Origin of the sequence: Planctobacterium marinum (assembly GCF_020687805.1) — a bacterium.
Classification (GTDB): domain Bacteria; phylum Pseudomonadota; class Gammaproteobacteria; order Enterobacterales; family Alteromonadaceae; genus Planctobacterium; species Planctobacterium marinum.
This window is the reverse complement of sequence record NZ_JAJEWQ010000001.1, coordinates 629,691-653,134: the sequence shown is the minus strand read 5'-3', so window position 1 is coordinate 653,134 and position 23,444 is coordinate 629,691. Positions and strand designations below refer to the sequence as shown.

Here is a 23,444-nt window from a genome sequence, read left to right as displayed (position 1 = left end):
TTTTTCTTCCGGAGATTTAAACGCAATGCGACCGTCTATGGTCCAATGTTGCGGAAACTTACCGGCTACAGAGGCATCCTGGAAGCGTATTTCAGGCCTGGTCGCACAGGCTGAAAGCAACAGTATTGACAGTATCACCAGTATTTTATGCAAACTTTTTCTCGCGTTGTGCAACATTAAGGACAATATCAGATGTTAATTTGTGACAGGTGCAAAAGGTTAACGTAAATCGGATAAAAGATACCACTTTAATTTTGTTAATCTATTTTTCTAATAACCGAAATAGATTATTAAGTGTTGAGCTATAGAGTAGGGTACTTTTAAATAGCTTAGGATTTGCGTAAAATGTCGCGCCTTTTGCGCCGCCGATGGCATAGTTTATTTCGGCGCGGGCTAAAATTAACATACCAGAGAACAACGGGATTCAATGTCGCTACTTACGATTGGCGTTAACCATGATACCGCTCCAGTGGAAATTCGGGAGAAGGTAGCCTTTTCTCCAGAATTATTGCTGGAAGCCTTAACAGAGTTAAATGCCTGGCAGCAAGTCAATGAAAGCGTGATCCTGTCTACCTGCAATCGCACTGAAATTTATATTGATGTAGATGATGTTTCCGCGGATGCCCTGATAACCTGGTTAGCTGATTTTCACCGTTTGCCGCACAAAGAATTGCGGGAAATGACCTATTGCCATCAGGATACCGAGGCTGTGGCGCATCTGATGTCAGTGGCCAGTGGTTTAGACTCCCTGATTCTGGGCGAACCACAAATATTAGGGCAGCTAAAACAAGCCTATACCAGTGCCAGACATGTCGGTACGGTAAACAGTGGCTTTGAACGACTATTTCAAACTGCCTTTGCTGCGGCTAAACGAGTGCGTACCGAAACTGAAATCGGCGAAAACGCGGTATCAGTAGCGTTTGCTGCCGTACAATTAGCCAGACACATATTTACCGATGTTACCAAAAGTAAAGTGTTGTTAATTGGTGCCGGGGAGACCATTGAGTTAGTGGCCCGGCATTTGGCTGACCAGGGGGTGAAAGACATGGTTGTCGCAAACCGAACCCTGTCTCGCGGAGAGGAATTGGCCCGACAGTTTGGTGCTTCTACTATTACTTTATCGCAACTGCATACCCGTCTGGCCGACGCCGATATTGTGATCAGCTCTACGGCAAGTCAGTTGCCTCTGGTGGGCAAAGGTATGGTGGAATCGGCACTGAAGCACCGTCGTTACAAACCCATGTTGCTGATTGACCTGGCGGTCCCCCGGGATATTGAAGAAGAGTGCAACGAATTAGATGGCGCTTTTTTGTATACGGTCGATGATTTACAAACGATAGTGGCGCAAAATGTAGCTTCCCGGCAAAAAGCCGCTGATGAAGCGAAAAGCCTGATTGTCGAAGAGGTAAACAAATGGGTTTCGTGGCAAAATCGCCAACAACACAGTGATTTGATCCGGCAATTGCGGCTTAAACACGAGAACGAAAAGCAAAAATTACTGCAACGGGCGAGGAACCTGTTGAGTGAAGGGGCTGAACCTGAGATTGTGCTTACAGAGCTTGCCAATAAGCTCACCAATGCGCTAAGCCATGCACCAACGCAAGCGATTAAGCAGGCCGCAGAAGCACAAGATATGACACTGTTAAACAAGTTGTCAGAAGTTTATAAACTTGAACCGAATAATGTAGAAGAGAATTAACTGTAAATGAAAGCATCTGTTGTTACTAAACTAGAAACGCTGATAGAACGTTTTGAAGAAATCCAGGTGATGCTGAGTGCGCCTGAGATCATTTCAGATCAGAACAAGTTTCGGGCGCTATCTAAAGAGTATTCGCAACTGGAAGAACTGGTTAAGTGCTTTAAGTCCTGGCAGCAGGCGGAAGAAGATTTAGCGACAGCACAGGAGATGTTGCAGGAAAATGATCCTGAGTTGCAGGAAATGGCGCAGGAAGAATACAAACAAGCCAAAGACAACATCGCACAATTGGAGCAGGAACTGCAAATTCTGCTGTTGCCCAAAGATCCCAACGACGACATGAGTTGCTTTTTGGAAATTCGTGCCGGTGCTGGCGGTGATGAAGCTGCTATCTTTGCCGGTGATTTGTTCCGTATGTACAGTCGCTATGCAGAAAAACAAGGCTGGCGCATTGAAACCATCAGCGCCAATGAAGGCGAACATGGTGGCTACAAAGAGATCATCGCCAACCTGGTAGGTGATGGCGCCTATGGCACCATGAAGTTTGAATCTGGTGGTCACCGGGTGCAACGGGTACCAGAAACCGAATCTCAGGGACGCATCCATACTTCTGCTTGCACGGTAGCCGTCTTGCCAGAAATCCCTGAGTCTGAAGCAATCGAAATTAATTCTGCAGATTTGCGGGTGGATACCTTCCGGGCCAGCGGTGCCGGTGGACAGCACGTAAACAAGACCGATTCTGCAATTCGTATCACTCACCTACCTACGGGATTAGTGGTGGAGTGTCAGGATGAGCGTTCACAACACAAAAACCGCGCCAAGGCGATGTCGGTATTGCAGGCTCGTTTAAACCAGGTGGAAGAAGATAAACGCGCCGCTGAGGAAGCCAGCACTCGTCGCAGCCTGGTGGGAAGTGGTGACCGCTCAGAGCGAATTCGCACCTATAACTTCCCGCAAGGCCGGTTGACTGATCACCGTATCAATCTTACTTTATATAAACTGGAAGATGTGATTGAAGGGGAGCTGGACGCTGTGCTGGAACCCATCAAGCAAGAGCATCAGGCAGACCTGTTGGCGTCATTGTCTGATGACCTGTAACACCTGAAATTTGTGGACAATCTGACTATCCAGCAAGCGCTTGATATGGGCATTCAGGCGCTAAAAAACCATTCAGACAGTGCAAAAACAGATGCTGAAACACTGCTTTGCGACGTTCTGCACTGCAATCGCACCAAACTCATTGTCGATGCTAATTATATATTAACTTCTGAACAAGCCTGTCTTTGGCAGGAGTATCTGCAGCAACGAATTCAGGGGCGTCCTGTGTCTTATATTATCGGGCATCAGGATTTCTGGACGTTGTCGCTGGACGTCAATGAATCTACCCTGATACCGCGCCCGGAAACAGAGTTGTTAGTGGAGTTAACCCTGGACCTGACGGTAGCAGATAACAGTTGCTGTCTGGACCTGGGTACAGGCACCGGGGCAATTGCTCTGGCGATAGCCAGTGAGCGCAAAGGCTGGCAGGTTACCGGTTGCGATCGGATTACTGAAGCGGTGCAACTGGCCGCCCATAATCAACGCAAAAATCACGTAGAAAATGCCAGATTTCTGGTAAGCCATTGGTTTTCCGCGTTGGGTGAGCAAGCTTTCGATGTGATAGTGACAAACCCGCCTTATGTAGAGTCTGATAGTGCGTATCTAACTCAGGGGGACTTGCGTTTCGAACCCGGCAGCGCTTTGACATCGGGCGAAGACGGGCTGGATGACATCCGACTAATTATTCCGCAAGCGCGACAACACCTGAAATCTGATGGTTGGTTGCTGATTGAGCACGGATTTAAACAGGCTAATGCGATCCAGGAATTATTTGCTGATGCAGGGTATGAGCAAATTCAGACCCGCCAGGATTGCGCTGGTCACGACAGGGTGACATTCGCTCAATTCAAGTTGCATAACCCTTTATAAAAGACTAGTTTAAAAGGTGTAAAACTAGTTATTGTCGTTATTGAGGGAAACTGGATGTCTGACGATTTTCTTTTCGCTGATGATTCTGAAGAAGAAGAAATTGAAGAGCGGGGCTCATGGAAAATTTTAGTTGTAGATGATGAACCTGAAGTTCATGCCGTCACTAAGCTGGCACTAAGCGACTTTGTGTTTCAGGAAAAAGACCTGGAATTTATCAGTGCCCACAGTGGTGAAGAGGCGAAAAAGGTCTTTATGGAGCACGATGACATTGCGGTCGTGCTACTGGATGTGGTGATGGAAACGGATGACGCCGGTCTCAAGGTGGCTGAATTCATTCGCAATGAAGCCAACAATCATTTTACCCGCATTATTCTCAGAACCGGGCAACCGGGCCAGGCTCCTGAAAAACACGTCATCGTCAATTACGATATCAACGACTACAAATCAAAAACCGAACTCACTGCGCAGAAGTTATTTACGGTTATTATCGCTACTTTGCGCTCCTACCGGGATATTATTTCTATTGAAGAAAGCCGCAAAGGACTGGAAAAGATCATTTCTGCCTCAGCCGATTTATTTAGTATCCACTCTTTGGAAAACTTCATAGATGGCATAATTCAACAGCTCAGTTCATTACTGGGAGGCGCCACAGACGCCGCCTATATTACCAACGCACTGGCGTCTACCAGAGGTGGCAGTAGCCACGAGCTCAGTGGCTTTGTTGTCTTCTCGGGTATGAATGACAACGCTGCGGAAGTCGAAAAAGCGGTTCGCCCACTGGAAGAGGTCGTTGAAGGCGATATTCTGAACGCCTGTAAAAAGGCGTTGAGAGAAAAAGATGTGGTCTACGCTGATGATTATGTGGTTGCCTATTGCCAGAGCAACACAGAACCAGGTTCGCTGTTATATTTGTCCGGGATTCCGCGAAAACTCAATGCCAACGATAAACATTTAATTGAGATTTTTGCCAGCCATGTGCAGGTGGCTTTTGAAAATGTGTTGCTTACAAAAGACATCGAGGACACCCAAAAAGAAATACTGCAAAAAGTGGGGCAGGCCATGGAATGCCAGCTTAGTGGTGGTCGGCATATCGAACGTATGACTATCTTATGTGAGCTGTTAGCCAGAGAGCACGGTTTGTCAGAAGATGAAATTGGAATTCTTAAGCTGGCTGTGCCGTTACACGATGTGGGCAAACTGCGTGTTCCGGTGGAGATACTTACTAAACCCGGGCCATTATCCATAGAAGAAATTGAACTGGTGAAAAAGCATGCCAATGATGGTTACGAGTTGCTCAGAGACAGTGATAAGCCCATTATAAAAACCGCCGCTTTATTAGCCAGAGAGCATCACGAGCGCTGGGATGGCAGCGGCTATCCGCGAGGTATCAAAGGCAAAGAGATCAATCTGTTCTCACGCATTGCGGCCATTGCCGATGTTTATGACGCACTGCGAGGAACGCGCTGTTATAAAGAGCCCTGGACCGTTGAAAAGGTGGTGGAAAAGTTCCAGCAAGAGCGGGGAAAACATTTTGATCCGGCGTTAGTGGATACCTTGCTGGATAATATTAAAAAGTTTGAAGCGATAATATTTGCCTATCCCGACAAACAATAATTACCATAACTGTCGTAACAATAAGAAAAACAGGAGTCTGCAGTGTACTTAATGGTTAAACATATTCATATGACGGCAATCGCCGTCAGTTTTTTACTTCTGGTATTGCGTTTTATTTGGGTGATGTCTAACAGTGGAATGATGTCGAAAAAGTGGGTGAAGGTAGTCCCTCACGTGATAGATACCGTCTTATTAGCCAGTGCCATCACCTTGTGCATTTTGCTGGCACAATATCCGCTTTACAACGGCTGGTTGACAGAAAAAGTGATTGGCCTGATTGCCTATATTTTGTTGGGATTATTCGCATTGAAGCTGGGGAAAAACAAGGTGATAAAAAGCGTTGCTTTTGTCGGCGCGGTGGCGGTTTTTGCCATGATTGGCAAAATTGCAGTTACCAAACAAGCTTTCATTTTCTGATAAAGGATTTTCCTGCCAGTCCGATAACATCTATAAGTGTGATGTATAAAGGACAAATACCGTGATAGAGCTTAAACATGCGATTCAGCAGCATAATTTATTTAAATCTGCGTTGTTGATTTCGCGTTGTTACAAAAGTGATTTGGATATCGCGCAATCTATTTCCCAAATGGAGCAACTTATCAATCAGGCCGCTAAGTTTGTCGGTAATGTAGGCGACAAATTTGCTGCTTTTGAACGCCTCAGAACCTTCTTTTATCAGCAACTGGCTTTTAGTGGCGACAGTAAAAACTATTTTGCAGCCCGCTATAATTTATTGGATGAAGTACTACAATATCGCACCGGTATCCCTGTAACTTTGGCCATCGTCTTTTGCCAGTTAGGTAATGCGCTGGGATTAAAAATGCAGGGTGTTAACTTTCCCGGGCATTTTCTGGTGCGGTTTCAGGTGTCTGACTCAAAAATTGTGTTTATCGACCCTCTCAATGGCGAATGCCTTAACTGGCAGCAACTGGAAAAAAACTATTTTAGTATCCTGGGAGAGCAGGCTGAAAAAGAGATGCCTCTGGAAACATTAGAGCCCACGGGATGTGAAGAAACCATCTTGCGGCTGCTGCAAAATCTGAAAGCTTCTTTTATCAATGAACAAAAATACCACAACGCCTTATCTACCATTGATTTGTTACTGAGCTTGTGTCCCGATGATCCTTTTGAAATTCGAGACAGAGGCTTTTTGCTACATCAACTGGATTGTCCTAAAGTCGCTGCGGCAGATTATGAGTATTTTGTGGAACGTTGTCCCAAAGACCCGTCAACAGAACTACTGCGAGCACAAATTCAGAAGTTGCGGGAAAAAATTGTCATCCACCATTAATTGGTGTCAACAGAAAAAGGTGAGCCTGCGCTCACCCTTGCGTCTTTATTGCTGTTACTTCAGCCGGTGCAGAATGCAACACATTGCCACCTCATCAAACAGCGCTGTGCCGTAAACTTCAACAAGATCCCGAGCACCGGCAAACAGTTGTTCAATGTACACAGCATTTACGCCCAGCATCGTCAGATATTCTTCCGTAACCAGAATGTACTGTGTTTTGAAAGGAACAAGAACTTTACTCTTGTCTGCCAACAGTGCCTGTTTTGCCTCTTCTCTGTTAGCAAACCATAGATTTAACAGGGGGGCGCACTTGGGGTGATACCAAAGTGACCCATAATCCTGTGTGACTTGTCCTGCGCCGGTCAATACCTCAGAGGCGTGATGCCAATGGTTAAACCCAGCCTCACATGCGATCTGTTGTTGGCACATTGTGAGTGGCTGCGGAGTTCCTGTTTGCGCCAGCCATTTTTGTTGTTTTTTAGCTTTAATTTTGAGTTCGGTTATGGACTTTTTCATCAGGCATCTCCCTTCGATGAAAAATGTGAGCGGCACAAATTCTGTTCTGCAAGGCGATACAAGCAAATCACTAAAATAAGCAGCGCAATATCTGTCATCTGACAGGGAAGCAGGTTTGTGGAAACTTTAAATAGGCCAGGGCCAAAGATTAATTCGGTCATAATGTGATTCCTAAGTAATTTGGTTTCCGCAGGGCCAACTTAGGTTCATCAGAACCGGTACTTTAATCCTTGTTAAAAAGGAGGTTGTTCAGAGTGATGTCATCTTGAGCGGAACAGGCGCCTCTGCCACCTGCGGCACAAAGTACTCTTCATTTTTTAAATTGTCAATGTTGAAGCGAATTGTTATCGGTTCTGCTGCATACGTATTCATGCGGCTTTACATACGTATGCATATGTTAATGCCTTGTAAATAAATGTTTAAAAAACTAATTTCCCGCGTTAGGTCCATTTAGTTGCTCTTTGAGCATACCAGGTGTTGCAAATTCAACCGGAAATGATAATGAAAATACCATCACTCAAACTGAAGTTACTGACTTCGACATTGATGAGCATGGCACTGCTGTCTTGTTCGTCTGATAAACTGGAACTTCCTGATATTCCACCGCCATCCGCAAACCCGGATACGCCTGCACCGCTGTCATGTGATGCACCGGAAGTGGTCAATGCAGACGGCGATGCTTGTGAACTACCAGCTCCCACTGTGGTTGCTCAGGATAATGAGGCGGTTATTTTTTACAATCGTCCGGATGGAGAATATGACGGTTGGGTATTGCACCTTTGGAATAATGAAAACTGCCCCGATACGGTAGCCGAGCCAACTACATGGCCAGAGGGGCCATCAGTGATGGGTACAGATCCTGTGTTTGGTGGCTATTTCATCGTACCGTTACTGGAAGGCTACTCAGATTGTATGAACTTTATTGTGCATGACGCCGATGGCAATAAAGATATTTCACAGCAAGATTTGATGATGGATTTATCCGGTGAACGTATGGCCTGGACGCTGTCGGGTGTGTCAGATGTATTTTATGAGGCCATTGTTGAAATACCGGTCACGGTGCAAAACGCTGAGGTTCATTGGGTATACAGTGATACCTTAGTTTGGGGAACCGATACCAGTGAATACGCCGATATTCGCCTGTACTGGTCTGAAAGTGCAGATCTGGAATTCGATCCTGAAAGCGGCATAGCCGGAGACCATTACGTATCTCTGACAACTTCTGAGACACAGAACAGCGAAGCGGCATTGGCGTTAAATCAGGCGGACTGGGATAGCCTGACGACAGACGCTGAAGTCGAACAGGTTAAGCAAATGCTGAAATCTCAGTTGATCGTTGTCGCTATGGACGCTGACGGTGACGTTGCCGCTGCAACTCGTGTGCAAATAGCGCCGGTGCTGGATGATCTTTATACCCGCGGTGAAAGTGATGCCGATGAGGCCAGTTACGGTCCACACTATGAGGGAGATACCGTCAGCTTAAATCTATGGGCTCCTACAGCGCAAAATGTCAGCTTAAAATTGTATGATGCTGATAAAGCCTCGCTGAATACGACAGCCATGACCTATGACGGGACAACTGGTATCTGGAGTTATAGCGGAAGTCGCGCCGAACTGGATCGTCTCTTTTACCGCTTCGAACTGACGGTTTTCCATCCGCTTGAGAATGACCTTGTTACCGTGGAAAGTACTGACCCTTATTCTGTCAGTGTTGCAACTAATGGCCGTTATTCGCAAATCGTTGATCTCAATGACGATGATTTAAAACCGGCCAACTGGGATAGTCACTCGTCACCGGTGATAGAACACTTCGAAGATGCTGTTATATATGAAGCACATATTCGTGATTTCAGCGCGTTAGATAGTTCGGTGTCGCAAGACTATCGCGGTAAATATCTGGCCTACACGGATGCCAGCTCGGTGCCGGTGCAACACCTGCAAAGCCTGGTGGAGAAAGGATTAAACTTCTATCACATCATGCCGGCAAACGATATCGCCAGTATTAATGAAGATCCCGCGCAAGTGGTGAATCTGGAAGACACTGTGGCGGACTTATGTGCATTAAATAGCGGTGCGCCGGTGTGTGGTGTTGAAGATAATTCTGCCACTTTGTTATCCGTATTTGAAAGTTATGATCCGGCGTCAGAAGATGCACAGGCTCTTGTTGCGGCAATGCGTGGCTATGACAGTTTCAACTGGGGTTATGATCCGCATCACTTTAATGTGCCTGATGGCGCCTATGCTTCCGACGCTGATGGGGTAGCGCGTATTGTAGAGATGCGCACCATGATTAAAGCTCTGCATGACATGGGGCTGCGTGTCGCGTTGGATGTGGTATACAACCATACCTCTTCCTCTGGTACTAACCAAAATTCGGTGTTTGATAAAGTGGTTCCTGGCTACTATCACAGGTATAACCACGTTACCGGCGATATCGAACGCTCAACCTGTTGTGAAAATACCGCAACAGAAAACCGCATGATGGCCAAATTCATGTCTGATTCTCTGGTGTTGTGGGCGGAACAATATCGCTACGATTCCTTCCGTTTTGATCTGATGGGGCATATCCCTAAAAGTGCCATAATGGACTCCTGGGCGGCAGTTCAGTCCGTGGACCCCGATAATTATTTCTATGGTGAAGGTTGGGACTTCGGTGAAGTGGGCGGTGACCGTCTCTTTGAACAGGCTACCCAAAAGAACATGGCGGGTACCGAAGTGGGGACCTTTAACGACCAGATCCGCGAAGCTATCCGCGGTGCAGCCATGTTCAGTGGCGACACTGGTTCAGGAATATTGCGGGTTCAGGACAAAATCAGAATGTCTTTAGCTGGCACGTTGACTGATTTTCAGTTTGTGAGTTCCACGAATGCCTTTATCAAAACCAATACCATCGGAGGTTATGCACAGGACCCGGCAGACATTATCAACTATGTGTCTAAGCACGATAATGAAACCTTGTGGGATCAACTAAATTACACCCTGCCGTCTGATATCTCTATTGAGAACCGGGTCAGAGCGCAGAACATTTCGATGGCGACCGCGATGTTGAGTCAGGGCATTCCGTTCCTGCAGCAAGGTGGTGATTTATTGCGCTCAAAATCCATGGACCGCAATACCTATGACGCCGGTGACTGGTTTAACCGAATTGACTTCTCGATGAATGGCAATAACTGGAACGTGGGTATGCCATTGCAATCGGAAAATGGCAGTCGCTGGGATGAGATCCGTCCTATCCTAGCAGATGCAGGGCGGGCGGCCGCCATGTCAGATATTCAGTTTGCGGCTGAAGTCTTTAAGGAATATCTGGATATCCGCCAGTCAACTAAACTGTTCCGCCTGACCAGCGGTGAGCAAATCAAAGCGCGTATTGGCTTTCATAACGTGGGGCCCGAACAGGAATCAGGCCTGATTGTGATGAGCATAGATGATGGGGCAGACCTGGAGGATATCGATCCACTTTATGATGCTGTCGTTGTGGTGATTAATACCACAGACAGTGCCATAACCCATGCAATCCCATCGGCATCCGGTTTCAGTTTGCATCCGGTTCAAATGAACTCGATTGATCCTCAGGTGGCTGCTGCCTATTTCTCTGAAAATGGCGAACAGGGAGAGTTTACTGTACCGGCTTATTCATTGGCGGTGTTTGTTCAACATCAGCAAGGTGCTCAGGGAGTTGGACTTAACCAATACGCTACCATCGGCACACCTGATCTGCCGGTTTATGGCAACACCGCAGTCTACATCCGCGGAGACATGAATGACTGGGGCACGTCCAACCCATTGAGCTATCAGGGGGAAGGCATTTATCAGGTGTCCATTAGCCTGGTAGAGGGGGTAACGTACGAGTTTAAATTTGCCAGTGAAGACTGGGCCACTGTTAACTTTGGCGCCGGTGACAATGGTGAAGTCATAGCTACCGGAGAGAGTCTGACCTTGGGTTATGGTAATAATCTGATGTTCACTCCCGATTCTAGCGAATCCTATATTTTCTCTGTAGATGCCAGCGACGCACAGGCACCATCCATTACTGTCAGAGTGGAGGAACCTTTCGCGGGAGTCGGTGTATATTTGCGCGGTAGCATGAACGACTGGAGCGAAAACAACCGGTTTGTTTATGAAGGCTCAGGTATTTACGGTGTTCAGTTGCAAATGGCGGCCGGTGATTATGAATTCAAAGTTGCCTCAGCAGATTGGGAAACCGTCAACCTCGGCGGCGATGGTTCAGCGCTGTCTTTGGAGTCAGATTACGGCTTATATGCCGGTGCCAGTAATGTACAAATTACAATCCCCACTGACGGTGTTTATATCTTTACCATGGATGCCGCCGATTTGAATGCGATTAGTCTGAGTGTGTTTGAAGGGGGTATGTATGGCAGTACGCCGGTGTTTATTCGCGGTACGATGAATGACTGGAGTACGGTGGACGAACTGCAGTTTGATGGTGTTAAAACCTATTCGTTGTCATTGCCTCTGGCAGCTGGAAGCTACGAGTTTAAAGTTGCCAGTGAAGACTGGGCTACCGTAGACCTGGGCGCAGGTGCACAAGGCAACAGTGTTGTTGTTGGTGAAAGACTCACTCTGGCGCCGGTAGGGGGGGATTTGAGTCTGAATATTGCTCAGTCTGGTACCTATTTGATTGAACTGATTGGCCCGGATAAAGCGTCTCCGGATTTGCGAATCACTTTGCAATAATCTGAATGAGGAAAAAACGCCACATATTTTGTGGCGTTTTTTATGTCGTTTGATTTAGTCGAAACAGGGTGTTTTTTCGACTAATTTTGAAAGCCACTTTCAATGCATATTATGTAAATATGCTGTTAAAGTTCCCATGAAAAAGTCTTATGATGGTTTCACTTGTTCATCACAAATGTTTCTCAAATTTACCCATCCTTTAATTTAAATCTATATTAAACAATGGTTTAAGCACTTCAGGTAAAAATAATTCCAAAAATGGAAATGTTAAAAAAATGTACGATAATGAGTATGAATACGTATGCAAGAAGTTGTCACGTTTCAAATTCAGGCGTTAAAATCTTGGTAAATAAAAATAAGAGAAACGCTGAGAAAGGAAATCAATTTTCAGCCTGACCCTTAACTCTGGTAATAAAAACGGGAAAACACAATGTCACAATTCAAAAAAAGCATGTTGGCCTTTTCGGTATCTGCTGCGATGACAGGCCTGACAGCAACTACGGTTGTTGCTCAGGAAGCTGAAGACGCTGCTGATAATACTGAAGTCATTCAGGTCACTGGTATCCGCGGTGCACTACAACGTGCACAAGCAATTAAGATGGACGAAACCTCCATCGTAGAAGCACTGTCTGCAGAAGATATCGGTAAGTTACCTGATACCTCTGTTGCCGAATCGTTAGCGCGTTTACCTGGTCTGGCCGGTGAACGTCGAAACGGTCGTACCAGTGGCTTATCTGTTCGTGGTTTTAATGAAAACTACGTTGGTACTTCACTAAATGGTCGCGAACTTTTGGGTATGGGTGACAACCGTGGGGTTGAATATGATTTGTACCCAACAGAAATTGTTGCCAATATCTTAGTCTACAAAACACCTGAAGCAGGTATGGTATCCCAGGGGATCGGTGGTAGCGTTGATTTGCAAACCATCAAACCTTTGAGCGCTGATCCTACACTGACCATTAACGGCAATATTGAGAAAAATGGTGAAGACGCCGGTAACCCGGACTTCGATAATGATGGGCATCGTTTGTCTATGAACTTCGTTGACCAGTTTGCTGATGATACTTTAGGTGTTGCATTAACAGTGGCAACCATGGAGTCTCCACGTCAGGAAAATCAATTTAGAGCCTGGGGTTACGATCCAATTCTAAATGGTGGAACGCCACCAACAGAAGGTGAAGGCGTTGCTATGACTGACGAACTAGTCTTAACAGGCCATGACTCTTTCACTCGCTCAGCGATGCTTGAAAGAACCTCAATTGCCGGTGTTATTGAGTATGCACCTAATGATGATCTGAAAGTTCAATTTGATGCTTTGTACATTGATTTTGAGGAAAATGATGCTCGTCGTGGTCTTGAAGAAGGTGGTGCTGTTTGGGGGGGAACTCCTTGGGCGCCTACAGCAACGGATAATGGATTAGTAACGGCTGGTTATTTTGACAATTTTTACTCCGTAGTGCGTAATGATGTGCGTCAACAAAAATCAGAGCTGACAACATTTGGCCTGAATATTGAGTATGCAATTAACGACAACTGGACCCTTATTGCTGACCTATCGACAAGTTCTGTGGATAAAGAACTTACAGATGTAGAAAGTTATTCTGGTGTGGGCAGAGCGGGTGTTGATGGGCGTCCTGGCTCAGCGCGTTCATGGGTTATGACACCGAATGGACCTATGTATAGTGCGCATCCAACATTACCCAGCGCCGACTTAACCGATCCAAGTCTTATTTCCCTGGCAGGGCCTCAGGCATGGGGTGGTGGACCAATTGCCAGTGACGCACAAGATGGATTCGTTAACGCTCCGATTTTTGACGAAGAGTTAGACAGCGTACGTTTTGAAGTTGAAGGCTTAGTTGAATGGGGCATCTTTAACAAGGTTACGGCAGGTGTTAACTATTCTGATCGTGCAAAAACTAAGATCAACAAAGGTTTCTACCTGACTGCACCTGAATACCCAGGACAAGGTCCGATTCCGGAAGTATTGGGTGTTGCAGATATGTCCTTTATCGGTATACCCGGTGTTCTGGCCTATGATTCTCTTGGCTTGTACAACAGTGGTTACTACACTGCAACTGATGCAGAGCCTATTGACGCCGGCCGATTAGGTGACACTTACACTGTAGATGAAGAAGTGACTACTCTGTTTGCGAAACTTGATATTGACACTGAAATCGGTGGAAAGTTATTAAGAGGTAATATCGGTGTTCAGGTAGTTGACGTAGATCAGAGTTCATCTGGCTTCAGTACATTTGCTGGTGATGACGGTTTTATCGTTGCTGTACCAGTAACAGGAGAGGATTCATATACTGATGTCTTACCAACATTAAACTTGAGTCTGGAAGTGGCTGAAGATCAATTTATTCGTACTGCGATGTCAAAAGTTATGACGCGTCCAAGAATGGATCAAATGAAAGCTAACAATCAGGCAAACTTCCAATTTAACGATCCTGTGATTTTGGCAACGTCACCTGCAAGTGGTCCATGGTCAGGCTCTGTAGGTAACCCAGCGTTGCAACCGCTGGAAGCAAACCAGTTCGATTTGGCCTATGAGAATTACTTTGCAGATGACGCTTACTTTGCCGTTTCATTCTTCTATAAAGATCTAACCAACTGGCATACCGCAGGCAAAGCCGTGGCTGACTTTAGTGAAGTTTATGTTCCTGGATTTCATCAAACATCTGATGGGCAGGCTCCTGGTACACTGCTGGGTTTAGTTGACTTTACTCAAGATGGAAGAACCGGCTATGTAAGAGGTTGGGAATTGCAATTGAGCTTGCCATTTGCCCACATTGCAGATGTGCTTGATGGCTTTGGTATGTTTGCCAGTGCAAGTTTCCTGGATGGTCAGTTGGATGAAGTGACAGGGGATACACCTGCACCTGTTGAACGCGTACCTGGATTGTCTGATGAGTCTTATTCATTAACAATGTACTATGAAAATGCCGGTTGGGAAATTCGTGTATCTGGTACAAAACGTGATGCGTTTGCCACCGAAACACGTGGACTGAGTCTCAGTCTGCAACCTAGTACCGGTCAGGGCGGAGAGCTTTGGGATGCGCAAATTGGTTATGATTTCAGCGAATCTGACATTGAATATCTGCAAGGTTTACGTGTAACCCTGCAAGGGCAGAATTTGACGGATGAAGATGATATTCAGTTTGCCAATGGCGACCCTCGTCAGGTCACATTGTTCCAGTCATACGGAAGAAACTTCCTGGTTGGCTTCAACTATTCTTTCTAAATGTGATTGATAGGTTGCTCGACGCATTATGGGTCAGCAACACTTAAAAGTGTCATAGCCCCAATTAGCTTGCTGTTGGGGCTTTTTTAATAATAAGTGGCTATTGCTCTTCGTTGTCTAACTTGAGAGGGTAGAGCAATAGCTCCTCTAGTTTGGATTGTCTTAATGAATAATAAAATTAAAAAGGTCGTCATAGTCGGTGGTGGAACTGCAGGTTGGATTTCAGCTGCGACTCTAAAAAAGTTGCTCGGCGTACAAATTCAGGTTGAGTTGGTAGAAAGTGAAGAAATAGGGACCGTTGGCGTAGGCGAAGCGACGATTCCTCCGATACGTTTGCTCAACAACATGTTGGGTATTAACGAAGCTGATTTTATTCGTGAAACCAAAGCCACTTTTAAATTGGCAATTAAATTTGAGAACTGGAAAACACAAGGCCATAGCTACTACCACACATTTGGTGCCCCGGGCAAATCCTACGCATTTTGCCTGTTCCATCATCTTGTTAAGAGGGCACAGCGTCACTATAACGAACCTTATTCAATCTGGGACTATGACCTGAATTATTTAGCCGCGGAAGCCGGTAAATTTGGCATTATTAAAACTCAGGACCCGGTTGTTGAAATGCCATTTGCTTATCACTTTGATGCCGGTTTGTATGCGAAATTTTTGAGGACGCATTGTGAGAAAATGGGCGTTACACGCACTGAAGGGTTAATAGAGCATGTAGACCAGGACGCTGAGTCCGGTTATATCACCAGCCTCCGCTTGAAATCAGGGCATGAAGTATCTGGTGATCTGTTTATTGATTGCACCGGGTTTAGAGCAATTTTATTACAAAAAACACTAAACGTAGGTTATGAGGATTGGGGACATTGGTTGCCTTGTGACAGAGCTGTAGCCATTCCAACTGAGCGTGATGAAATTACAAAACCTTATACCCGTGCGATTGCCCACGATGCGGGATGGCAGTGGCGAATTCCACTACAACACCGAAATGGTAATGGACTGGTTTATTCAGGCAACCATTACAGTGAGGAAGCAGCGTTAGCCAAATTAATGTCTAACCTCGAAAACAAAACGCTACAGGACCCCAATTTTATTCGTTTTAGAACCGGGCGTGCCAGAAAGCAGTGGCATAAAAATGTGATTGCTGTTGGGTTATCAAGTGGTTTCCTTGAACCTCTGGAATCTACCAGTATCCATTTAATTCAATCTGCTGCGACCCGACTCGTACATATGTTTCCGCAAAACGGTATTGACCCTCAAATGGTTGCAGAATTCAATAAGCAATCACAACTTGAATATGAGCAAATAAGGGACTTTATTATCCTGCACTATCATGTCAATGAACGGACTGACTCGCAGTTCTGGCGTGATTTAAGAGAAATGCAGGTACCTGATTCACTGACTCACAAGATTGAGTTGTTCAGAGCGAACGGTAAACTTTTCAGGGAGCAAAACGATTTATTTCTCGAGCCGTCATGGCTACAGGTGATGATGGGGCAGGGTATTGAACCTCAGGATTATCATCCGCTGGCCAATAATATCGCGCCAGATAATTTACCTGAATTAATGAAGCAGTTGCGCAGGGTTAAAAATGAACCATTAACCCGGCTGCCCTCTCACGATCAGTTTATTGAATCTTTGTGTAAGCAATAGTCATGTCTATGTTAAACATTATTATTGCCGGAGGCGGAACTGCAGGCTGGATGGCAGCCAATCTCATGATTAAAAAGTGGGCGTCATTGCCGGTAAAAATTACTCTGGTGGAGTCCCCTGATATTGGGACTATTGGTGTTGGTGAGGGTTCTACACCCTCCTTAAAACGCTTTTTTGAAATGCTGGAGGTGCCTGAAAAAGACTGGATGCCGGCCTGTAATGCGACGTACAAAGTGGGCATTAAATTTAATGGCTGGAGTCCTGAGTCTGGCATTGAAAGCTACCGTCATCCCTTTATTTCACAGACAGATGTTTTTACTCAACGGGCATTTGAAGTGAATTGTCGCACCCGTCGTCACGGCCTGGATACCCATACTGTGCCCGAAGATTTTTTGATTAATGGGGCGTTGGCCAAAAACAACCTGGGACCAATAACCCCGGATAACTTTCCGTTCAAAATGGAATACGGCTATCACTTTGACAGCGCGTTACTGGGCAACTATTTACAAAAACTGGCGTGTCAGCGGGGTGTACAACACGTTTGCAAACGTATTCTGACAGCAAAACAACACCAGGACGGCCGTATACAATCTTTAATGTGTGAAGACGGAACTGAGTTGGCCGGTGACTTTTTTGTTGATTGTACTGGCTTTAAAAGCCTGTTACTGCAAGAAACCCTCAATGTCCCATTCAACTCTTATCAGGATTGCTTGTTTAATGATGCGGCGGTAGCAGTGCAAACGCCGGGCTCGGAAGATATTGCAAATGAAACAGAAGCCACAGCGTTAAGTCATGGTTGGTGTTGGCGAATTCCACTTCAAAACCGGGTGGGGAATGGATACGTTTACAGCTCAAAACACCTGAATCAGCATGATGCAGAACAAGAGTTCAGAATACATTTAGGTATCCAAGACAGCGATTTAACTTGCCGTCATCTGAAAATGAAAGTGGGACAGGTCGCACGTCACTGGGAAAAGAATTGTCTGGCTATCGGATTATTACAGGGGTTTATGGAGCCGTTGGAAGCGACTGCCTTACACCTGGTGCAAATCTGTATCGAAATGTTCATTATCAAGTTTGAAGAAGGCCAATTTAGCGAGCAATTCCAGGCTCAGTTCAATCGGTTTGCGAGAGATCGTTTTGACGGCGTGCGTGATTACATTGTTGCTCATTATAAACTTAACACCCGCACAGATAGCGAATATTGGCAACAAAACCGGGAAAACCAACAATTGTCGCCATCACTGGTACGGCTCTTGGATGTCTGGTTTAAACGCGGAGAAATAAGTAAAGAAATACAACGTCAGGATATTGCTAAACATTGGGATAATATTTCCTGGCATTGTTTACTTTCGGGTTATGGCGCTTACCCGGCGCTTGCACCTAATCAACCAGGCAAAGGGGATTTGTACCTTGAGCAACACATTGAGCAGTATGTGCAAGGCTGCGCTTTAAACTTTAAACCGCATCATGACAACCTGGTGGCACTGCGTCATGATTGATTCTAAAAAGCGTTTTAGTAGTACCAGGCGTTGGCTCGGCAATGTGTTGGTACTTTGCTGTATTCTTTTTCCGTTCGTAGCGTATTCCTTGGGGGCCAAAGAATACCTGGACCATACATTTATCGGAAATACGCTGCAGGTTCAAACTACCGAGGGGGCAATTCAGATAACCCCCTTAAGCCAGGCGGCGGTGGAAGTTTTATATTTACAAGACGACAACACCACGGCCCCGTCGTTCGCCATTTCCCCTGATCTGAAACGACCCGCGTTTGGTTTGTATGAAGAGCCCGGAGCGTTGCTTTTGCTCGGCAAAGAGTTACGGGTTGAAATCAACAAGGCCCCCATCTCAATTGCGTTTTTCCACAATGATGTGCCGCTGCTGAGTCATGAGTCAGGCTTTTTTCAACATAAGGGCCTGCAAGGAGTGCGTTTTAACCTGCAAAAAGACGAATTTCTGATCGGCGGTGGACAACGTGTATTGGGTATGAATCGCCGTGGTCATCGACTGCCCTTATACAATAAAACCCATTGGGGCTATACCACGGAATCAAGCCAGATGTACTTTGGATTACCGGCGCTGTTGTCCTCCAATGGATACGGGTTGATTTTTGATAATGCCGCAAAGGGTTTTATGGATTTAGGTGCCTCAGATAGCAATGTTATGCAGTTTGAAGCTGTTGCCGGACGCAACGCTTACATCCTGGTGACAGGTATCGTTGACAACAAGGTGGATTACCCGCAACTCATTAATAATTTTACCGAAATCACCGGACGACAACCCTTGCCACCTGCCTGGGCCTTTGGAAACTTTGCCTCCCGCTTTGGTTATCGCTCTGAAAAACAGGTACGGGAAGTGGTTAAACAATATCAGGATGCTGATATTCCTTTGGATACCGTGGTGCTGGATCTCTACTGGTTTGGTCCTGAAATGCAGGGGCACATGGGCAACCTTGACTGGGACAGGGAAAACTGGCCAACGCCGGAAAACATGATTGCCGATTTTAAAGACCAGGGCATTCAAACCGTTGTAATCACTGAGCCATTTATTTTAAACACCTCTAAAAACTGGCAAAGTGCGGTAGACAATGCCGCTCTGGCTACGGACATGTCTGGCAAAAAGCCGCGCGTGTTCGACATGTTTTTTGGCACCGCAGGCCTGGTGGATGTTTTCAGTGAATCTGGTCAGCAGTGGTTCTGGCAACGCAATAAAGATATTTTAAGTCAGGGAATAGCCGGAGTATGGGGCGACCTCGGGGAACCGGAAGTACACCCTGAAAATACCCTACATGCCATAGGGACGGCCAACGAAGTTCACAACGCCTATGGGCATCGCTGGGCACAGCTCTTGTATGAAAATCATCTGCGGGACTTTCCCGACGACAGATTATTTTTACTCATGCGCTCAGGGTTTGTGGGGTCACAGCGTTTCGGTATGATCCCCTGGACCGGAGATGTGAGCCGTTCCTGGGGTGGATTAAAGCCGCAAGTTGAACTTACCCTGCAAATGGGCATGCTCGGATTAGCGTATACCCACTCTGATTTAGGTGGTTTTGGCGGTGGCGAAGATGTCTTTGATAAAGAGATGTACATTCGCTGGTTGCAGTATGGGGTATTTCAACCTGTTTACCGGCCACATGCGTTTGAATCTGTTCCTTCCGAACCGGTTTTTCACGATCAACAAACTCAGGATATTTTGCGAGGTTGGATTAAGCTGAGATATCGCTTATTCCCTTATAACTATTCCCTTGCATATGAAAACGCGACGACCGGTATGCCCTTAATGCGCCCGGTTTATTTTGCCGAGCCGGACAATATCGATTTGTTGCAAGAAAAGGCGAGTTATCTGTGGGGAGACGCCTTTTTCGTGCATCCGGTAACCGAACCTGGTGTGGATTCCGTAACTACTCGCATACCCAAAGGTATTTGGTTTAATTTTTGGAACAATGAAGTTGTCGAAGGTGGCAAAGAGCAGCAAGTTGCAGTGTCTTTGAATACCATACCACTATTTGTCAAGGCCGGAAGTTTTGTGCCTTTTAGCCATAGTACTAAGCCTTTAAGCCAGTATCGCGGTGACGCGCTTGATATTCATTATTATCATCACGATTCTGTCAGCACCGGAACCGGGCTGTTGTATGAAGACGATGGTAAAAACCGAGATTCTCTGACTGAGGCTTTACATCTGACCCACCTTAGCGCCGCGCAAAGCCCATCAGGTCTGAATATAGAAATTAACACGGAAGGACAAGGTTTTCCTTCTATGGTTGGCAACAGAACAATCCGATTTAGCCTGATTAATGTTGATACTCAAAATGTGAAGGGTATCAGGGTCACGCAGAAAGGGCACAAAGTCCCACATCTCATTACTTCATCCGACAATGAAAATCTGCGGTTTTCATTTGATTGGAACAATCTCGACGTAAGCATTCAAATTATCACTAATAACAGCCTGATCAAGGAGCAAATTCAATGAAAAAACTGGCAACCGGACTTCTGGTAGCGTCAATGCTGGGAGCATGTAGTAAGCCTGTCTCTGATATCGGGGTGAGCAAAGATACTCCGGCTAATTTTGCAGCACATTGGCTATCTGCAGAGTTACTGTTAATCCAACCCGATGCTGAGGCTGAATCCTTTTCCTTGTTTGTTTCAGCAGAGGCTCAGTTAGATGACGGGGTAAAGCCCGATGTAGCGCTGGCGCTAAAAGCAACCGAAAAGCCGGATTGGCTGGCCACTGTTGCACCGCACCTGACGGAATTTAATGCGCTGACATTCACGGAGAAAGTCGCTGATCTTAAAGAACTTTTGAAAGGGCAACTGGCGGTGGCACAACACAATGCCAGTGGTGAAGTGATCCGTGTTTCTTATGTGCAAACCGCCAGAGTGCTGGATGCCTTGTACACTGAAAAAAGTAATGACGCTGATGACGCCAGTGATTTGGGGGCAACGGTTCAGGGGACTGGCAGTGAGTTTGCACTTTGGGCACCGACTGCGAAAAGCGTAAAGGTCAATCTGTATGACGATAGCAAATCGCTGTTGTCTTCACTTGCCATGGTTGAAGATGAAAACGGCATATGGCGCACATCATCAGATTTAGGGCAGGGTACCTGGTATCGTTATGATTTGGAAGTTTATCATCCCCGTTCGCAGGCCATAGAGCATTATGAGGTCACAGACCCCTATTCATTGAGTTTGTCTCGCAACAGCCTGTATTCTCAGGTTGTAGATTTGGGCAGTGAAGAAACCCAACCTGCCAACTGGGAAAAACAATCGGTTGCCGAACTTACTCATCCTGAAAGCCTGATCTTATATGAGACCCATATTCGCGATTTTAGTGCATCAGATAAAAATTTGTCTAATCCTGATTATGCCGGTAAATACAAAGCTTTTACTGAAACGGCCAGTGACGGTGCAAAACACCTGACTGCGCTGAAACTGGCCGGTTTAAACACGGTTCACTTGTTACCCACCTATGACATATCTACTGTAAATGAAGATCCATCAAACGTGATCTTCCCGTCAGATCCAATGACTAAGGTGTGTCAGATAGCGCCTCAGGTGGCGGTTTGTAACAGCGCTATTGATAAAACCCAGTCGTTACAAACGCTGTTGCAGAGCTTTGATCCAATGACCGGTGACGCGCAGGCAATTATAGAAGTGATCAGGCCCTATGACCCATACAACTGGGGCTACGATCCTTATCACTACACGGTACCTGAGGGCAGCTATGCGCTGAATCCGGAAGGCATTAATCGCATACTGGAGTTTCGTGAAATGGTGCTAAGTCTTCACGAAAAAGGTTTTCGGGTGATCATGGATGTGGTCTATAACCATACTTTTGCCTCTGGTCTGGATGATAAATCGGTACTGGATAAAGTGGTGCCAAACTATTATCACCGCCTGAATCCCATGTCCGGCATAGTGGAAAAGTCTACCTGTTGTGAAAACTCGGCCACTGAGAATCGTATGATGGCTAAACTGATGACAGACTCGTTGGTCGTCTGGGCGCGAGATTACAAAATTGATGGCTTTCGCTTTGATCTGATGGGACACCAACCTAAGGCGGCAATGCTGGCATCACGCGATGCTGTCAGAGCGGTGGACCCCGACACCTATTTTTATGGCGAAGGCTGGAACTTTGGTGAAGTGGCCAATAATGCACAATTTGAACAGGCGGCCCAAATCCCCCTGGCAGGGACTGAAATAGGTACCTTTACTGACCGTCTTCGCGATGCTGTGCGTGGTGGCTCCTCGTTTGTCAGTGCTGATGAGCTAAGGTTCGGGCAGGGCATTGGTAACGGTTTACTGGTGCAACCCAATGAACTGCAAACCGAAGCACAACAGGCGGCTCAGTTGGCTGAATACTACTTGTCTATGGATCAGATCAGAGTCGGACTGGCAGGTAACCTGGCAAACTTTCCGTTAGTGAATGCACTCGGAAACTCAGTGACAGGTAAGGATATTCCGTATGGCGGGGCACCTACAGGTTACGCGCTTGACCCCGCTGATACCATTAACTACGTATCCAAACACGACAATCAAACCCTGTGGGATAACAACCATTATCGCATTGCGTTTGACGCTACGACCGAGCAACGGGTCAGAATGCAGAACCTGTCATTGGCTTATCCTCTGCTGTCTCAGGGGATTCCGTTTTTGCACATGGGGGGGGAATTGTTGCGTTCCAAGTCCTACCTTCGGGACAGCTATGATTACGGTGACTGGTTTAATGCGGTGGATTTTGGCAAACAGTCAAACAACTATCAGGTTGGTTTACCGCCAGCGGTTAAAGATGAAGCCAACTGGGATGTGATCACCCGTCTTATTGCTGGTAACGAAGGGCGCGATAAGGTTAAACCCGCGCATATTCAGTTCGCAGCAAGCGTCTTTATGGACTTTATTGCAATTCGCGCTTCCTCCCACTTGTTTAGCTTACAAACAGAACAGGAGGTTATTGAGCGGGTTGCTTTTCACAACACCGGAAAGGCACAACAGCCTGGACTCATTGCTATGAGTATTGCAGATGGTGAAGGTCAAAAGGATATCGATGCGGCGTTCGATGGCATCATGGTAATTTTTAACAATGACATTAAGCCTCAATCGTTTGCCTTTGAAGGCGCCGGCGAATATACACTGCACCCTCGCCAGGCTGGCGGCGCTGATCCGGTAACGGCGTCAGCTCAGGCCAATGCTGACAGTTTTGTTGTACCAGCACTCACCGTTGCTGTATTTGTTAAATAACGTCAGGGATATCAGGAGGCTCTC

Annotated in this window: 13 protein-coding genes; 12 read left to right on the top strand and 1 reads right to left on the bottom strand. The window is 46.2% G+C overall.

Annotated features, from left to right (window positions below; translation table 11 throughout):
- Positions 1–427: 427 nt before the first annotated feature.
- The 6 genes from hemA (at position 428) to LJ740_RS02940 (ending at position 6,569) form a co-directional block, all read left to right on the top strand.
- Complete coding sequence (gene hemA, locus LJ740_RS02965) at positions 428–1,699, top strand: glutamyl-tRNA reductase (protein ID WP_229527567.1); 1,272 nt, start codon at positions 428–430, stop codon at positions 1,697–1,699.
- A 6-nt stretch (positions 1,700–1,705) separates the two neighbouring features.
- Entirely contained in the window at positions 1,706–2,794 is a 1,089-nt protein-coding gene (prfA, locus tag LJ740_RS02960) for a peptide chain release factor 1 (RefSeq protein ID WP_229527566.1), read from the top strand.
- A 12-nt stretch (positions 2,795–2,806) separates the two neighbouring features.
- A complete protein-coding gene (gene prmC / locus LJ740_RS02955; protein WP_229527565.1) occupies positions 2,807–3,664 on the top strand; it encodes a peptide chain release factor N(5)-glutamine methyltransferase in 858 nt (285 codons plus the stop codon).
- Positions 3,665–3,718: 54 nt separating this feature from the next.
- Positions 3,719–5,278 carry a response regulator gene (locus LJ740_RS02950; protein ID WP_229527564.1) on the top strand — a complete coding sequence of 520 codons (1,560 nt, stop codon included), beginning with the start codon at positions 3,719–3,721 and terminating at the stop codon, positions 5,276–5,278.
- Between the two features lie 51 nt (positions 5,279–5,329).
- Positions 5,330–5,695: a SirB2 family protein gene (locus LJ740_RS02945; protein ID WP_229528028.1), complete on the top strand. Its 366-nt coding sequence runs from the start codon at positions 5,330–5,332 to the stop codon at positions 5,693–5,695.
- 61 nt (positions 5,696–5,756) lie between these two features.
- A complete protein-coding gene (locus LJ740_RS02940; protein ID WP_229527563.1) occupies positions 5,757–6,569 on the top strand; it encodes a SirB1 family protein in 813 nt (270 codons plus the stop codon).
- Positions 6,570–6,623: 54 nt separating this feature from the next.
- On the opposite strand, the gene LJ740_RS02935 is transcribed toward LJ740_RS02940, so the two are convergent.
- Complete coding sequence (locus LJ740_RS02935; RefSeq protein WP_229527562.1) at positions 6,624–7,085, bottom strand: hypothetical protein; 462 nt, start codon at positions 7,083–7,085, stop codon at positions 6,624–6,626.
- Positions 7,086–7,586: 501 nt separating this feature from the next.
- On the opposite strand from LJ740_RS02935, the gene pulA (LJ740_RS02930) reads away from it, so the two are divergent.
- The 6 genes from pulA (LJ740_RS02930) to pulA (LJ740_RS02905) all read left to right on the top strand — a co-directional run bounded on the left by pulA (LJ740_RS02930) (position 7,587) and on the right by pulA (LJ740_RS02905) (position 23,420).
- A complete protein-coding gene (gene pulA / locus LJ740_RS02930; protein WP_229527561.1) occupies positions 7,587–11,780 on the top strand; it encodes a pullulanase-type alpha-1,6-glucosidase in 4,194 nt (1,397 codons plus the stop codon).
- A gap of 430 nt (positions 11,781–12,210) precedes the next feature.
- A complete protein-coding gene (locus tag LJ740_RS02925) occupies positions 12,211–15,024 on the top strand; it encodes a TonB-dependent receptor (protein ID WP_229527560.1) in 2,814 nt (937 codons plus the stop codon).
- Between the two features lie 165 nt (positions 15,025–15,189).
- Positions 15,190–16,683, top strand: coding sequence for a tryptophan halogenase family protein (locus tag LJ740_RS02920; RefSeq protein WP_229527559.1), 1,494 nt, complete (start codon positions 15,190–15,192; stop codon positions 16,681–16,683).
- A gap of 2 nt (positions 16,684–16,685) precedes the next feature.
- Positions 16,686–18,185, top strand: a complete 1,500-nt coding sequence (locus tag LJ740_RS02915) for a tryptophan halogenase family protein (protein ID WP_229527558.1) — start codon at positions 16,686–16,688, stop codon at positions 18,183–18,185.
- Entirely contained in the window at positions 18,178–20,655 is a 2,478-nt protein-coding gene (locus LJ740_RS02910) for a glycoside hydrolase family 31 protein (protein ID WP_229527557.1), read from the top strand. The genes LJ740_RS02915 and LJ740_RS02910 overlap by 8 nt, the downstream gene beginning before the upstream one ends.
- Positions 20,652–23,420 carry a pullulanase-type alpha-1,6-glucosidase gene (gene pulA, locus LJ740_RS02905; protein ID WP_229527556.1) on the top strand — a complete coding sequence of 923 codons (2,769 nt, stop codon included), beginning with the start codon at positions 20,652–20,654 and terminating at the stop codon, positions 23,418–23,420. The genes LJ740_RS02910 and pulA (LJ740_RS02905) overlap by 4 nt, the downstream gene beginning before the upstream one ends.
- Positions 23,421–23,444 lie beyond the last annotated feature (24 nt).